This is a genomic window from Marilutibacter chinensis (assembly GCF_021725675.1).
Lineage (GTDB): Bacteria > Pseudomonadota > Gammaproteobacteria > Xanthomonadales > Xanthomonadaceae > Marilutibacter > Marilutibacter chinensis.
This window is the reverse complement of the sequence record NZ_JAKJPO010000005.1, coordinates 173053-186394: the sequence shown is the minus strand read 5'-3', so window position 1 is coordinate 186394 and position 13342 is coordinate 173053. Positions and strand designations below refer to the sequence as shown.

Below are 13342 nucleotides of genomic sequence, written 5' to 3'. Positions count from 1 at the left end.
TTCGCATGGCGAACGGATGCGCCATGCGGAGTCTTTCGAAAAGGGAATTCGCCATGAATGCATTGAACAACAACACGCGACACGACAGCTTCGAGCTGCTGCATGCGGAGGGCACGACCACCCCGATCAAGGGCTGGGTGCGCGGCGTGCCGCTGGAAGAGCAGGCCCATCGCCAGCTGCAGAACATCGCGGCGCTGCCGTTCGTCGGCCCCTGGGTCGCGGTCATGCCCGACGTGCATCTGGGCAAGGGCGCGACGGTCGGTTCGGTCGTGCCCACCCGGGGCGCGATCATCCCGGCCGCGGTCGGCGTCGACATCGGCTGCGGCATGGCCGCGGTGCGGACGACGCTGACCGCCAACGACCTGCCCGACGACCTGTCGCTGCTGCGCAACTCGATCGAGCGCGGCGTGCCGGTCGGCAACGGCCCCGGCGGCAACCACCGGCGCGTTCCGGACAGCGTCTCCACCCGGCTGGCGCAGTCCGGCCTGGTCGAGCGGCTGGCGCTGATCCGCGACAAGCACCCGAAGATCCGTCCGGACCGCCTCGACGTACAGGCCGGGACGCTCGGTGGCGGCAACCACTTCATCGAGATCTGCCTCGACGAGGCCGACACGGTATGGGTGATGCTGCACTCCGGCTCGCGTGGGACCGGCAATCTCGTCGGCACGTACTTCATCGAGCAGGCCAGGCGCCAGCTGGAGAAGCGCGTGCTCGGGTTCCACCTGCCCGACAAGGACCTCGCGTTCTTCCTGGAGGGCGAGCCCCTGTTCGACGACTATGTCGAAGCGGTGTCCTGGGCGCAGGACTATGCCCGGGCCAACCGCGAGGCGATGATGGCGCGGGTGCTGGGCGAGATGCGACATCGCCTGCCGAAGTTCCAGCTCGAGAAGCTGGCGGTGAACTGCCACCACAACTACGTGCAGCGCGAGCAGCACGGGGGCGAGTCGCTGCTGGTGACCCGCAAGGGCGCGGTCAGTGCCCGCGAGGGCGAGCTGGGCATCATCCCCGGCAGCATGGGCACGCGCAGCTACATCGTGCGCGGCAAGGGCAACGCGGACAGCTTCCACAGCTGCAGCCACGGCGCCGGCCGCGTGATGAGCCGTACCGCGGCAAGGAACAGCATCACCCTCAAGCAGCACCGCGAGGCCACCGCCCACGTCGAGTGCCGCAAGGACGCCGGCGTGATCGACGAGTCGCCGGCGGCGTACAAGTCGATCGATGCGGTGATGGCCGCGCAGACCGACCTGGTCGAAGTCCTGCATACGCTTCGCCAGGTCGTCTGCATCAAGGGTTGATCCGCGTCGGCGACACGAGCAGGCCGCTCCTCCGGGAGCGGCCTTTTTTGTTCTTCCCGAATGCCGGCGCGGCGGTGCGGAGCGGCGGCCACGGCGTTGTGGCGCATGCCACCGTCCGCTTCGCGGATCCGCCCCTCGCGCGCAACGCCGGGTGGACTCGCAACCGCGGCCGCCCGGCGCCAGGCTTTCACCGTCCCGTGGCGGCGGACGCGCTAGCGTTCCGATGCAATCGCACTTCCACCCGGCAGGAGTTCCCGATGGGCAGGATCGCCGAACGCATTCATACCGACCAGGCCGAGATCGCGCGGCTGGAAGCGCTGATCGCCCTGCTGCCGAACGACGCGCATGTCGAACTGACCCTCGACGACGGTGGTGTGATCAGCGGCACGGTCGCCGCGCGGCCGACGGTTCAGGTGTTCGAGGACCCGCATGGCAACGAGGGCCTGAACGCGCTGGTCCGGATCGAGGACATCGCCTTCGATCCTGCGGGCACGGCGGTGCCGCGGGATGTCTGGATCGACCGGATCGTCAAGGTCGTGCGTACCACCGAGTCCTAGACAGCGCCCGCCGCCGGCCCGGGACGAAGCGGAAGCCGGGGCTCAGGCGGTCCGCGCGAGTTTCGCCAGCCGTCGTAGTGCCTGCTCGAACACCTCGACCGGCTGGCCGCCCTGGATCAGGTGCTGGTCATCGAAGATCACCGACGGCACCGCGCGGATGCCGCGCTGGGCGTAGAGCTGCTGCTGCCGGCGCACCGCGTCTGCGCATGCGCCGGAACTCAGCAGTTCGCGCGCGGCGTCGGCGTCCAGGCCCACACTGGCGGCGAGCCCGGCCAGCACTTCGTGCGAGGAAATGTCGCGACCCTCGCCGTGATACGCGCGCAGCAGCGCATGCTTCAACGCGCGCTGGTTGTCCGCCGAGCGTTCTCCGGCCCAATGCAGCAGCCGGTGCGCGTCGAAGGTGTTGTGGACGCGGGTACGCTCGCCGAACGCGAAGCCGACCGCATCGCCGCGCTCGCGCAGCAGCTCGCGGTTGCGTGCCAGTTGTTCCGGCGACAGCCCGTACTTGGCCGTCAGGTGCTCATCCGCGTCCTCCCCCTCCGGCGGCATCTGCGGATTGAGTTCGAACGGCTGGAAACGCAGTTCGACCGCGACCTCGTCACCGACCCGCTCGATCGCCCGCTCCAGCGCGTTCAGGCCGATCGCGCACCACGGGCAGGTGACGTCGGAGACGAAATCGATGCGGACGGAGGCGGGGTCGGACATGGCAGGGATTCACGGCAGGAACATTGCCGGAAGATGGGGGCGATCGCGGACAGGCGCAACGCCGGACACGAAAAAGCCCGGCGCGAGCCGGGCTTTTTGTTTCGACCCGCGAGGGTCTGGTGCCTTACAGCGCCTCGACGGCGTCGGCCTGCAGGCCCTTCTGGCCCTGGACGACGGTGAAGCTGACCTTCTGGCCTTCCTGCAGGCTCTTGAAGCCCGAGCCCTGGATCGAGCGGAAGTGGACGAACACGTCCTCACCGTTCTCGCGGCTGATGAAGCCGAAGCCCTTGGCGTCGTTGAACCACTTGACGGTACCGGTTTCGCGATTTGACATCTTGATGTTGCTCCTGGAGCAGTTGGATTGGCCGCTTGCGCGGCATGGAGCTGGTTGCAAGGAGCAGACGAGGCGAAACGATGGGTGGATCAGCAGATCAACGGCACCGGGTCACGATTCAGAGTGACCCTTGACCAACACAGCGCCCCCACAGTACTCGCAGACGCGCCCGAAAACAATCGGGGGCCGGCCCGGCCGGCGTCCCCGTTCATCAAACGGGCAAGCTTCGCCGGCAACGGCGACAATGCGCGGATGAGCCGCCTCGCCCCCCGATCCGCATGAGCGTCTACGTCGACGATGCCGTCACCCTGTGGCGCGGTCGTCGCTGGGCGCACCTGATGGCCGACACCCTGGACGAACTGCACGCCTTCGCCGCGCGCCTGGGCATCCCCCGTCACGCATTCCAGGACAAGACCAGCGGTGCGCATTACGACGTCCCGGCCGACCTGCGCGAGCGGGCGCTGGCGCTGGGCGCGATCGCGATCTCCCGCCACCGCGACCGCGAGCAGGTGCGTGCGGTGATCCGGGTCGCGAAGGCGCAGGGGCGGGGCGAGCATCCCTGACCACCGCCCCCGGCGGTGGCGACGGCATCACACTGTCCGCCGGCATGGGCAGAGCGGCGCAAAAGGCGCATAGTGGAGGCTCGCGCCGCGCGCCGCGCCAGCGGAATGCCGCGGCTTGTCCACCCTCCGCCGGGGGACCCTGCATGGCCCGCGTCAAGAAAAGCTCCACCCCACCCGCTTCCCGTGGTCCCAACACCGCGGGTGCCGATCACAACGTCCAGAAGCGCATCGAAAGCGAGCGGATCTCGGCCGATATCGCCGACTTCGAGAAGTCCGGCGGCCGGATCGAGAAGCTCGGCGTGACCCGCGTGCTGCAGAAGATCGCCCCCGCCGCGCCCGACGAGCACGCGGTCGCCCCACCCGGCGGCCGGGGCCGGCGCGGCAGGTAGGCCGCCGCGGGCTTGCCCGTGCGGCCGGATTCCTTGCCGGATCCTGGCCGGGGGCCTGCCGGACCGCTGCTGAAACGCTGTATCCCCCGCGGGCGTCTGGTCCGCCCGCCGCCGTCGGCGCACACTGCACGCTCCCCCGCAACGACGCGAGACGACGGCGGTCATCCGCCCTCGTCCGCCTGACCGCATGTCCCCCAACGACACACCCGCGGCCGCACGCTCCGCGCCCGCCCGGAGCGCATCATCCGGCTTCGTCACCGGGCGCTCCGCTTCCGATACCGATGCCGGCATGCGCGGCCTCTGGCAGGGGCGCGCCTGGGTCCTCGTCGGCATCGGCCTGTCCGCGTTCACGCTGCGCACCGCAGTCACCTCGCTGACCCCGCTGCTGGAGCGGATCGGCGATGCGCTGGGCTTCGGCACCACGATGACCGGCGTGTTCGGGATGGTGCCGACTGCCGCCTTCGCCGCGTTCGGCGTCGCCACGCCTGCGATCGCGCACCGGGTCGGCCTGGAGCGCACCGCCCTGCTGGCGATGCTGATGGCCACGGCCGGCCTGTTCACCCGCGGCCTCGCACCGGACACCTGGACCCTGCTCGCGGCCTCGGCGCTGGCGCTGTCGGGCATGGGAATCGGCAACGTGGTGCTGCCGCCGCTGGTCAAACGCTACTTCCCCGACCGGGTCGGCACGGTCAGCTCGACCTACATCACCCTGCTGCAACTGGGGACGATCCTGCCGGCGCTGGCCGCCGTGCCGCTCGCCGACGCCGCCGGCTGGCGCGTCTCGCTCTCCGGCTGGGCCCTGGTCGGCGTTGCCGCCGCGTTGCCGTGGATCGGCGTGCTGTGGATGGAGCGGCGTGCGCACGCCGCGGCCGGTTGTTCGCGGCAGGCCCGGGCGCTCGCCGACGTCCACGACCGCGCGGTCGCCGGCGGCGACGAAGCCCCCGAACTGGCGCGCCCCGCGGCCCGCGGCCGGGTCTGGCGCTCGCCGGTGGCCTGGGGTCTGGCGCTGATGTTCGGGATGACGTCGCTGGTCACCTACTCGATGTTCACCTGGCTGCCGGCGCTGTTCAGCGCCGCCGGTGCCAGCTCCGCGTTCGGCGGCAACATGGTCGCGCTGTTCTCGACCCTGGGCATGGCCACCGGGCTGGTAATGCCGATGATCGCGGTACGGATGGCCAATCCGTTCCCGGTGGTGCTCGCCTGCCTGGCCTGCTTCGTCGCCAGCTTCCTCGGACTGCTGTTCGCGCCGATGGCCGCGCCGGTGCTGTGGGTCGCGCTGCTGGGGCTCGGTCCCAGCACGTTTCCGCTGTCGCTGGTGCTGATCAACCTGCGCACCCGCAGCCCGGGCGGTTCGGCGGCGCTGTCGGGTTTCACCCAGGGAGTCGGTTACACCCTCAGCTGCGCCGGCCCGGTGGTGTTCGGTGCGCTGCACGACGCCAGCCACGCCTGGACCCTGCCGTTCGGCTTCCTCGGCCTGTGCCTGGGCGTGCTCGCCGCCGGTGGCCTGCTGGCATGCCGGCCGAGGATGCTCGAGGACACCTGGTAAGGCCGGCGGACAGCAGTCCGGGCGCGATCCGCCGGCGACGTCCGCGCCGCAGGCGTTATCCTCTGCGTTCCGACCTACCCGTACACGCAAGGCCCGCCATGTCCGACACTCCGCCCGACCGCCTGTCAAACGACCCGCGCAGCAAGTTCTACGACGAGGCCCTGCTCGAGCGCGGCATCGGCATCCGCTTCAACGGCATCGAACGGCACAATGTCGAGGAATACTGCATCAGCGAAGGCTGGGTGCGGATGGCGGTGGGCAAGGCGCTCGACCGCCGCGGCCAGCCGATGACGGTGAAGTCCAAGGGCACGGTCGAGGCCTGGTTCCTGTTGCCGGCTGGCGACAGCGAAGACTGACCGGCACGCCATGCCGTCCGGGGCCGCCGTGCGCGCCGCTGGGCTCCCGTTCCACCATCCCGCCGCGTTCTGGGCCGGCTGTGCGCTGATCGTTGCCGGCGTGCTCGCGCATGCGCCGATGTTCCTGATGGGTCGTCACACCGGCTGGACGATGGTCGGCATGCCGATGTCGACGGAGATGTGGCTGGGGATGGCGGCGATTCCGCTCGGCCTGTTGCTGGCCGGTTACGGGCTGATGCCGCGGCTGGAGGAGATGCGCCGGGCGATGCGCGGAGCGGGTGGCGGCATGCCCGCCTCGATCAACTTCCACGTCGCCGACGGCGCGACGCTCAATCGCGAGCACTGGACTCTGGTATTCGTGCTGGCGGTGGCGCTGGTAGTCGACGTGATGAAGCCCGCCACGCTCGGTTTCGTCCTGCCCGGCATGCGCGGCGAGTACCGCATCGGCACCGAAGCCGCCGGCCTGCTGCCACTGGTCGCACTGACCGGCACCACGCTGGGGTCGATCGTCTGGGGCCGGATCGCCGACCTGTTCGGCCGCCGCGCGGCGATCCTGCTGTCGGCGCTGATGTTCATCGGCACCGCGATCTGCGGGGCGATGCCGACTTTCGGCTGGAACCTGCTGATGTGCTTCCTGATGGGGCTGTCCGCCGGCGGCATGCTGCCGATCGTGTTCACCCTGATGGCCGAGACCATCCCCGCCGCCCATCGCGGGTGGTTGCTGGTGGCGCTGGGCGGGATCGGCACCTCGGTCGGTTACCTGGTCGCCGCCGGAGCGGCGGCCGTGCTGGAGCCGCTGATGAGCTGGCGGGTGCTGTGGCTGCTCGGCCTGCCGACCGGCATGCTGGTGCTGCTGCTCAACCGCTGGATCCCCGAATCGCCACGCTTCCTGTCCAGCGTCGGCCTGCCGGACCAGGCGCGGGCGGTGCTGCGGCGCTTCTCGCGCGAGATCGAACGCGACGACGCCGCCCACCCCGGTCCGCCGGTAATCGACGAGGGACATCCGGTCGCCACCACCCGCCAGCTGCTGCACGGTCCGCATGCAGCGATCACCCGTGCGTTGGTGACCTGCGGTCTGGCCTGGGGCGTGGCCAACTTCGGCTTCCTGCTGTTCCTGCCGGTCAACCTCGCGGAGCTCGCGTCCGCGAGCGGGAGTCTCGACGGCAGTCGTGCCAGCGGCCTGATCGCACGCTCGGCGCTGTGGGCGCTGCCCGGAATCGCGCTGGTGGTCTGGCTCTATCACCGTTGGAGCAGCCTGCGCGCGCTGGTGTTGTTCGTCGCCCTGAGCACGCTGGCGCTGCTGGCGTTCTTCGCGATGGGCGCGGCTGGCATCCGTTCGGCGGACGCGCTGACCCTCGCGACCGCGGCACTGCTGGTCAGCCTGAGCGGGGTGATCGCGATGCTGGTGCCCTACGCGTCGGAGATCTATCCGGTGCGGCTGCGCGGCACCGGCTCGGGCGTGGTCGCCGCCAGCTCCAAGGCCGGCGGCATCATCGGCGCATTGCTCGGGGTCGCCGGCTTCTTCGGCCTGTTCGCGCTCTCGGCCCTGCTGGTGGCGGTACCGATGGCGGTTTCATGCGTGATGCTGCTGCGCGCCGGCGTGGAGACGCGCGGGCGGCGGCTCGAGGAGATCGAGACGGCGTTCGCGGAATGACCTACGCGTGGAAGCACGTGGCTCTGTCCGGTCGGGACACGGGCTGTCCTGCAAAGGCATGTCCGGCCGCGGCCTTGCACGGGCCATCAAGCAGCGCCTCGTTGCGCACCGGCCGGCGGCTCAGCTCTTCAGCCGCCAACCGGTGCGGAAGATCCATGTCACCGCGCCCAGGCACAGCACCAGGAATCCGAGGATCGCCGCCAGGCTGATGCCGACGTTCACGTCGGACACGCCGTAGAAGCTCCAGCGGAAGCCGCTGATCAGGTAGACCACCGGATTGAACAGGGTGATCTTCTGCCACACCGGCGGCAGCATGTTGATCGAATAGAAAGCGCCGCCGAGGAAGGTCAACGGCGTGACCACCATCAGCGGGATCACCTGCAGCTTCTGGAAGTCGTCGGCCCACAGTCCGATGATGAAGCCGAACAGGCTGAAACTGACCGCGGTCAGCAGCAGGAACGCGATCATCCAGACCGGATGGGCGATCTCGTAGGGCACGAACACCCGCGCGGTCGCCAGGATCAGCAGGCCGAGCATCAGCGACTTGGTCGCCGCCGCGCCGACATAGCCGATCACCACCTCCACCGACGACACCGGAGCCGACAGCAGCTCGTAGATGGTGCCGGCCCACTTGGGCATGTAGATGCCGAACGAGGCGTTGGAGATGCTCTCGCCCAGCAGCGACAGCATGATCAGGCCGGGAATGATGAAGGCGCCGTAGCTCACGCCCTCGATATCGCCCATCCGCGAGCCGATCGCCGCACCGAACACGATGAAGTACAGCGAGGTCGACAGCACCGGCGAAAGGATGCTTTCGCCAAGGGTGCGGAAGGTGCGCGCCATCTCGAAGCGGTAAATCGCCTTGATCGCATGGAAGTTCATGCCCGCACCTCCTGTACCGCTGCCCCGCCGGCGCGCGGCCCCTGCCGGACCAGGCTGACGAAGATTTCCTCCAGCGAGCTCTCGCTCGAATGCAGGTCGCGGAAGTCGATGCCATGCGCATGCAACTGTCGCAGCAGGCCGGCGATGCCGGTTTCCTCGGACTGCACGTCGAAGGTGTAGACCAGAGACTGCCCATCCTCCGACAGCTCCAGTGGCAGTCCCGCGAGCTCGCCCGGGATCGTCGCCAGCGGCTCCTGCAGGCTCAGGGTCAACTGCTTCTTGCCGAGCTTGCGCATCAGCGTGGTCTTGTCCTCGACCAGCACCAGCTCGCCGTGGTTGATCACGCCGATGCGGTCGGCCATCTCCTCGGCTTCCTCGATGTAATGGGTGGTCAGGATGATGGTCACGCCGTCCTCGCGCAGCCTGCGTACCAGCTGCCACATGTCGTGGCGCAGCTCGACGTCGACGCCGGCCGTCGGCTCGTCCAGGAACAGGATCTCCGGCTCGTGCGCGAGCGCCTTGGCGATCAGCACGCGCCGCTTCATGCCGCCGGACAGCGTCATGATCTTGCTGTCCTTCTTGTCCCACAGCGACAACGCGCGCAGCACCTTCTCCAGATGCGCCGGATCCGGTGGTTTGCCGAACAGGCCGCGGCTGAAGCGCACCGTCGCCCAGACCGTCTCGAACGCGTCGGTCGAAAGCTCCTGCGGCACCAGCCCGATCTTCCTGCGGGCATTGCGGTAATCGCGCACCACGTCATGGCCGTCCGCGACGACCTTGCCGGAGCTGGGATTGACGATGCCGCAGATGATGCTGATCAGAGTGGTCTTGCCGGCGCCGTTCGGGCCGAGCAGCGCAAAGATCTCGCCGCGGCGGATTTCCAGATCGATGCCCTTGAGCGCCTGGAATCCAGACCGGTAGGTCTTGTCCAGACCGCTTACGGTGATGATCGGCTGCATGCGTTCTCCCTGCTTGGATGGGGGGCGCCGGAACCCGTGGATGCGGCGTAGGCCCGGTCGCGAACGTTTGCACACCTTGCGCCATCTTGCGACCCCGCGACGGGTGCGGGCGGGTACCGCCGGCGCGGATGCCGCGCGGCTGGAATGGCACGGTAGCGCGTGGACGGCGACGTGATAAGCCTGCGGCGGGCGGATGCTTCTTCCCGCGACCGGGACAGTCCGCCAGAGGCATTCGCAGCGGCTGAGACGGTCCCGCCGCAGGCTGCGCGAAGGCCTTTCCAGGCCCGCGGCCGATCGCAGCGCGTCATGCAGTTGCACCGCGGACCGGTTACCGTGTCGCCCTGTTCCTGTCCCTCTCCCCAGAGCGAGGCATCCGATGAAGTTCCTGGTCATGATCCATACCGACGACGACCTCGTCGCCGAATTGCCCGAAGGCGAGTTCGACCGCCTGATGAAGGGCTGTTTCGAGAAAGCCGACGAGCTGCGCTCCGCCGGCAAGCTGCTCGATTCGCAGCAGCTCGAGCATGGCAGCACCGCACGCACGCTGCGCCAGCGCGAAGGCCGGCTGTCGATCACCGACGGTCCGTTCAGCGAGGCCAAGGAGGTCTTCGCCGGCTTCAATCTGATCGAAGCCGCCGACATGGACGAGGCGATGGAGATCGCCCGCCAGTTCCCATGGGCGCAGACCGGCCATATCGAGATCCGCCCCGTCCGCGACATGAACGCTGTCCGCGAACGCGTCGGCGCCTGAGGTCCATACCCCTGTCGGGGACACTGCAAGCGCGCTCAGGCAGCGTCGGCGGTTGGCGTGTCCGCCGTTCCGGCACGATGCGCGATGCGCTCCAGCTGCAATCGCAGGCGGGCGCGCTCGATCGCGATTCGCTCCTGCGGCGTGATCACCCGCCACAGGTTGGCGAGGAACTCGTCGGCGGTCGCCTGTTCCATCGCCAGGGTCGACTCGGCGACCCTGCAGAGCGCGATGCGGTCGCCGAGCAACGGCTGCATCGCCCGTTCCTCCTCGTCCATGTGCAGCAGGCAGCCGGCGACGAAGCGGTTCCACGCGTCGTGCAGTTGCTGCCGTGCATGCGCCCGTCGCGACATCGGCAACCGCTGCAGGGATTCGGCCGCCGCGCAGATCGCATCCATCTCCCGGTCCAACTGTTCGTGCTGTTCGTCCAGGCGCCGGGCCAGTTCCGGCGCCATCGCCTGCAGCACCGGCAGCAGCCGCGCGTCCTCCTGCTCGGCATGGCCGCGCAGCATGCCGGCAGCCCGGCGGACCGCATCGAGCAGGCCCGCGTCGTCACTGTCGCCGGCCGACGCCAGCCTGTTGGCGACCGCGTAGATCTCGTGACGGACCAGTTTGTGGATGACGGTGAGAGCGTTCGATTCCATGGGCTTGTTCCCGGTTCCTGTGGCCACGGCGGCCAACGGGAACGAAGCCTATTACCTTAAGTTAGGTTGAGGTCAAGCACCGAAGCACCGGTCGCCGAATCCGTGCCATCCGCCTCGCCGCCTGCAGCGTGGCGAGGGCATCCACCGCTTCGGCGACCGCGGCTACAGCTTCAACTCGCCGTTCTCGACCACGGTGTTGCCGTCGAAGCTCACCGTTGCGCCCTGCAGCGACACGCTGAAGCTGTGCGGCACCGAGTTGTCGCCTCCCGCCCAGGTGTTGTTGCCCGATCCCAGCGACACGGTGCCGGCCGGTACCCAGTTGCCGACCCGGCTCTCCGCCGGCAGCCTGACGTTCGGGTTGATGCCCAGATCGACGAAGCCGAAGCGGTTCTTGCGATCGTCGTCGATCGCGTCGTACACCGCCTTCATCGCCGCGAACCCCTCGCCGTCGCCGGTCACCGAGGTGAGCTCGCCGTTCTCGAAGGTCAGCGTCATGTTCTCGATCGGCTTGCCCTGGTAGTAGCCGTGCGACTGCACCAGCTTTCCATTGGCCGAGCCCGGCACCGCGGCGGCATAGACCTCGCCCGCTGGCAGGTAGGTCATCTGCGCGCCGCCACCCTGCTGTTTCTCCTCGGCGCTGATCGCGCCGTCGCTGACCATCACCGCCCGTCCCTTCACGCTGACCGTCAGGTCGGTGCCATTGGGGTGGGTCACGTGAACCTGGTCGGCATCCGCCATCGCCGCCCTGACCGCATCGCCGCGCTGCTGCAACGCCGCGTAGTCGACGTTGACGCTCTCCCAGAACATCTGCGCCAGCGCGGCTTCGGACAGGCCGAAGCGCTCGGCGCGCCATGGCGTCGGATACAGGCCGTTGCCGATCTCGACCAAGCGCCCGCCACGCTTCATGAATGCATTCTGGACCTCCTCGTCGGCCTTGATCCGGGCGGCGATGCGGGCCGGATCGGCGCCTTCGAACAGGTTTTCACTGGTGCCGTTGCTGACCTCGATCAGGACGTCCGCGTTGTTGGCGACCATCAGCCCGGCCGCGTTGGGAATGCTGTCAAACTCGGCGGGCACATCGAAGAACAGCCGTCGCGACAGGCGGTCGCTGGAGTATTCGACCAGCGGGTAGGCGCCGATCCGGCGGGCCTGGACGGCAAGGTTCTCCAGCAGTTCGGCGTCGTGCGGACGCCCGGCTATCCAGACGATCTCGCCACGGACGACGCCGGCGCTGTCGTTGATGATCCGCCCCGCCAGTTGCTCGAGGTCGGTGGACGGAGCCGGGACGGGGACTTCGGCGGCCGGTGGTGGCGCTTCAGCCTCGGCTTCGGCGGCGCCATCGAGGGTGCCGTCGGGACCGGCCGGCCGGCAGCCGGCCATCGCCGCAAGCAACGCGACGGACAGGACGGCGACGGGGATCGCCATGGACGCAGGTACGCGCGGAGGTTTCATGTCGGACTCCCGGGGGAATGCCCTCGTGGGCAGGCTCCCGGACCAACGCGCGAGCCAGGCGACGGCGGTCACCGCCGGTCGGCGTCTGGCGATCGGGCCGACCGGCGGGACGAGCTTCCCGTCGGGCGCTGCCGCGGCCGGCAGCCACCGGTGCCGCTACTCGGATTCCAGGCCCGCGAGGTCGAGCACCCAGCGCGGCACCTGCGGCTCGCCCGCGTAGAACGCCTTCGGCTTGCGCTCGGCCATCGCCCAGCGGTGCAGCCAGCTCGGCCCCCAGCGCCCCTCGTAGCCGTCGGGGCGGGCGTACGCGGGGTCCGCCACCGCCTCGTCGAGGCCGATCGTCCGGTAACCGCGGCGACGGAGCGCCCCGATCAGTCCGGCATAGGTATCGGCATTGAGCGTGTTGGCGTGCAGCAGCCATACCTGCGGCAACGCGTAGCCGAGCAGCACGATCGACTGTCGCTCGTAGTAGTCGAGCTTGTTGAGCATGTACGGAACGTAGCCGCGGCGCAGGCGTTCGAGCGTCGCCTCCCGGGTCGCCGGATCGGCTTGCTGCAGCGTCCGTTCATAGGCGAACGCCCAGACCCATTCGCCGTTGTCCACGGTCACCGGCGCGACCCGGTAGCCATGATCGGCGAGGAAGTCGGCCACCGCCGCCTTGTCGGCGCGGGTCCGACCGGCACGCAGGTAGGGATGGCGGAACCAGCGCGGTGCCTGGCCGCGTTCGGCCAGCAATGGCCGCAACTGCCGTTCGCCGCGCAGGATGTCCTGCTGGAACGCATCCACGCCGACCGCGTGCAGATCGACATGGCCCCAGGTGTGGTTGCCGAGTTCGAAGCCCGCATCCAGCCAGTCGCGCAGCATCGCCAGCCGTTGGGGCCGGACCGCACCGTCGAGCTCGAGCTTGGATTCGTTGACGAAGCCGACGACCGGCGCGCCGGCCTGCTTCAGTTGCGCAACCAGGCGTGCGTGCCGCGCGGCCAGGTCATCGGCGGCAACCTTGTCGATCCCCTGCCAGGGCAGGTCGTCGATCGTGACCGCGATGCGGCGGTCGGGTACCGAGTCGTCCGGCGTGGCCGTCGACGCAGCGGCCTGCTGCGCATGGAACGCGCCGGAGGACAGGAGCAGGGCGGACGGGAGCAACCCCGATCGCAGCCATCGCAGCAGGGATCGCATCGAGAATTCGCCAGGCACGGCGGTGCAGCATAACAAGCCCGCCGCAGCCGTCGGCGGCCGCGCGATGCGTGCAGAACGCGTG

At 69.1% G+C, this 13342-nt stretch carries 15 protein-coding genes; 8 read left to right on the top strand and 7 right to left on the bottom strand.

Annotated features, from left to right (window positions below; translation table 11 throughout):
* The first annotated feature begins 53 nt into the window (after positions 1–53).
* Positions 54–1295 (top strand): RtcB family protein, encoded by a 1242-nt coding sequence (locus L3V18_RS10795; protein ID WP_237054724.1) that lies wholly within the window; start codon positions 54–56, stop codon positions 1293–1295.
* Positions 1296–1552: 257 nt separating this feature from the next.
* Complete coding sequence (locus L3V18_RS10790) at positions 1553–1852, top strand: DUF3247 family protein (RefSeq protein WP_237054722.1); 300 nt, start codon at positions 1553–1555, stop codon at positions 1850–1852.
* A gap of 42 nt (positions 1853–1894) precedes the next feature.
* Here L3V18_RS10790 and L3V18_RS10785 read toward each other — a convergent pair whose 3' ends face one another.
* Positions 1895–2557 carry a DsbA family oxidoreductase gene (locus L3V18_RS10785; RefSeq protein WP_237054720.1) on the bottom strand — a complete coding sequence of 221 codons (663 nt, stop codon included), beginning with the start codon at positions 2555–2557 and terminating at the stop codon, positions 1895–1897.
* 124 nt (positions 2558–2681) lie between these two features.
* The gene (locus tag L3V18_RS10780) at positions 2682–2891 is read right to left on the bottom strand and encodes a cold-shock protein (protein WP_111267608.1); all 210 of its coding nucleotides are present in this window, start codon (positions 2889–2891) and stop codon (positions 2682–2684) included.
* Between the two features lie 278 nt (positions 2892–3169).
* Here L3V18_RS10780 and L3V18_RS10775 point away from each other — a divergent pair, with 278 nt between their 5' ends.
* The 5 genes from L3V18_RS10775 (at position 3170) to L3V18_RS10755 (ending at position 7399) form a co-directional block, all read left to right on the top strand.
* The gene (locus tag L3V18_RS10775) at positions 3170–3454 is read left to right on the top strand and encodes a DUF4031 domain-containing protein (RefSeq protein WP_237054718.1); all 285 of its coding nucleotides are present in this window, start codon (positions 3170–3172) and stop codon (positions 3452–3454) included.
* 143 nt (positions 3455–3597) lie between these two features.
* Entirely contained in the window at positions 3598–3843 is a 246-nt protein-coding gene (locus L3V18_RS10770) for a hypothetical protein (protein WP_237054716.1), read from the top strand.
* 289 nt (positions 3844–4132) lie between these two features.
* Positions 4133–5389 carry a CynX/NimT family MFS transporter gene (locus L3V18_RS10765; RefSeq protein ID WP_237054714.1) on the top strand — a complete coding sequence of 419 codons (1257 nt, stop codon included), beginning with the start codon at positions 4133–4135 and terminating at the stop codon, positions 5387–5389.
* Between the two features lie 98 nt (positions 5390–5487).
* Positions 5488–5745, top strand: coding sequence for a DUF3297 family protein (locus tag L3V18_RS10760; protein WP_237054712.1), 258 nt, complete (start codon positions 5488–5490; stop codon positions 5743–5745).
* 10 nt (positions 5746–5755) lie between these two features.
* Positions 5756–7399 carry an MFS transporter gene (locus L3V18_RS10755; RefSeq protein ID WP_237054710.1) on the top strand — a complete coding sequence of 548 codons (1644 nt, stop codon included), beginning with the start codon at positions 5756–5758 and terminating at the stop codon, positions 7397–7399.
* Positions 7400–7519: 120 nt separating this feature from the next.
* Here the strand turns inward: L3V18_RS10755 and L3V18_RS10750 are convergent, their stop codons facing one another.
* Both L3V18_RS10750 and L3V18_RS10745 read right to left on the bottom strand, forming a co-directional pair.
* Positions 7520–8281, bottom strand: coding sequence for an ABC transporter permease (locus L3V18_RS10750; RefSeq protein ID WP_237054708.1), 762 nt, complete (start codon positions 8279–8281; stop codon positions 7520–7522).
* Positions 8278–9240: an ABC transporter ATP-binding protein gene (locus L3V18_RS10745; protein ID WP_237054705.1), complete on the bottom strand. Its 963-nt coding sequence runs from the start codon at positions 9238–9240 to the stop codon at positions 8278–8280. Before L3V18_RS10745 ends, L3V18_RS10750 begins: the two co-directional genes overlap by 4 nt.
* 376 nt (positions 9241–9616) lie before the next feature.
* Here L3V18_RS10745 and L3V18_RS10740 point away from each other — a divergent pair, with 376 nt between their 5' ends.
* Entirely contained in the window at positions 9617–9991 is a 375-nt protein-coding gene (locus L3V18_RS10740) for a YciI family protein (RefSeq protein WP_237054703.1), read from the top strand.
* A 35-nt stretch (positions 9992–10026) separates the two neighbouring features.
* Here L3V18_RS10740 and L3V18_RS10735 read toward each other — a convergent pair whose 3' ends face one another.
* From L3V18_RS10735 to L3V18_RS10725, 3 genes are all read right to left on the bottom strand, one after another.
* Complete coding sequence (locus L3V18_RS10735) at positions 10027–10632, bottom strand: hemerythrin domain-containing protein (RefSeq protein WP_237054701.1); 606 nt, start codon at positions 10630–10632, stop codon at positions 10027–10029.
* A gap of 162 nt (positions 10633–10794) precedes the next feature.
* The gene (locus L3V18_RS10730; protein WP_237054699.1) at positions 10795–12084 is read right to left on the bottom strand and encodes an aminopeptidase; all 1290 of its coding nucleotides are present in this window, start codon (positions 12082–12084) and stop codon (positions 10795–10797) included.
* Positions 12085–12240: 156 nt separating this feature from the next.
* The gene (locus L3V18_RS10725; RefSeq protein ID WP_425493512.1) at positions 12241–13248 is read right to left on the bottom strand and encodes a polysaccharide deacetylase family protein; all 1008 of its coding nucleotides are present in this window, start codon (positions 13246–13248) and stop codon (positions 12241–12243) included.
* Between the last annotated feature and the right edge of the window lie 94 nt (positions 13249–13342).

Excerpts from the sequence above, each read along its gene's own strand:
- L3V18_RS10795 (WP_237054724.1), top strand. The coding sequence starts at position 54 with ATGAATGCATTGAACAACAACACGCGACACGACAGCTTCGAGCTGCTG.
- L3V18_RS10790 (WP_237054722.1), top strand. The coding sequence starts at position 1,553 with ATGGGCAGGATCGCCGAACGCATTCATACCGACCAGGCCGAGATCGCG.
- L3V18_RS10785 (WP_237054720.1), bottom strand. The coding sequence starts at position 2,557 with ATGTCCGACCCCGCCTCCGTCCGCATCGATTTCGTCTCCGACGTCACC.
- L3V18_RS10780 (WP_111267608.1), bottom strand. The coding sequence starts at position 2,891 with ATGTCAAATCGCGAAACCGGTACCGTCAAGTGGTTCAACGACGCCAAG.
- L3V18_RS10775 (WP_237054718.1), top strand. The coding sequence starts at position 3,170 with ATGAGCGTCTACGTCGACGATGCCGTCACCCTGTGGCGCGGTCGTCGC.
- L3V18_RS10770 (WP_237054716.1), top strand. The coding sequence starts at position 3,598 with ATGGCCCGCGTCAAGAAAAGCTCCACCCCACCCGCTTCCCGTGGTCCC.
- L3V18_RS10765 (WP_237054714.1), top strand. The coding sequence starts at position 4,133 with ATGCGCGGCCTCTGGCAGGGGCGCGCCTGGGTCCTCGTCGGCATCGGC.
- L3V18_RS10760 (WP_237054712.1), top strand. The coding sequence starts at position 5,488 with ATGTCCGACACTCCGCCCGACCGCCTGTCAAACGACCCGCGCAGCAAG.
- L3V18_RS10755 (WP_237054710.1), top strand. The coding sequence starts at position 5,756 with ATGCCGTCCGGGGCCGCCGTGCGCGCCGCTGGGCTCCCGTTCCACCAT.
- L3V18_RS10750 (WP_237054708.1), bottom strand. The coding sequence starts at position 8,281 with ATGAACTTCCATGCGATCAAGGCGATTTACCGCTTCGAGATGGCGCGC.
- L3V18_RS10745 (WP_237054705.1), bottom strand. The coding sequence starts at position 9,240 with ATGCAGCCGATCATCACCGTAAGCGGTCTGGACAAGACCTACCGGTCT.
- L3V18_RS10740 (WP_237054703.1), top strand. The coding sequence starts at position 9,617 with ATGAAGTTCCTGGTCATGATCCATACCGACGACGACCTCGTCGCCGAA.
- L3V18_RS10735 (WP_237054701.1), bottom strand. The coding sequence starts at position 10,632 with ATGGAATCGAACGCTCTCACCGTCATCCACAAACTGGTCCGTCACGAG.
- L3V18_RS10730 (WP_237054699.1), bottom strand. The coding sequence starts at position 12,084 with ATGAAACCTCCGCGCGTACCTGCGTCCATGGCGATCCCCGTCGCCGTC.